The sequence below is a fragment of the Priestia sp. SIMBA_032 genome (genome assembly GCF_046535215.1).
Lineage (GTDB): Bacteria > Bacillota > Bacilli > Bacillales > Bacillaceae_H > Priestia > Priestia aryabhattai.
In genome coordinates, this window is sequence record NZ_JAWRXD010000457.1 from 1 (window position 1) to 284 (window position 284).

Below are 284 nucleotides of genomic sequence, written 5' to 3' on the forward strand. Positions count from 1 at the left end.
CTGTGGACAATGGCCGGGTGGGCAGGAGCCCATTCAGTCCGGGATATCGATCAGCGCGGGCTGCTTCAGCCAGGTGAGCCGGTGCAACGCGCTCGGCCCCAGCTCCGCGATGGCGGCGAAGTGCTCGGCGGACGAGTACCCCTTGTTGCTCGCCCACCCGTAGCCCGGATACTCACGGTCGTGCGCGATCATCATGCGGTCACGATGCCCCTTCGCGATGACCGACACCGCTGCGACGGATGCGCCGTCCCCGTCCGCTTTGATGCGCGTGACCTCCTTCGCCG

At 67.6% G+C, this 284-nt stretch carries 1 protein-coding gene; it reads right to left on the reverse strand.

The features are described 5' to 3' along the window. Nucleotides 1-33 precede the first annotated feature (33 nt). Nucleotides 34-284, reverse strand: a 251-nt coding sequence (locus tag SB717_RS35150) for a ribonuclease HII (protein WP_410907525.1), incomplete at its 5' end; no start/stop codon positions are given.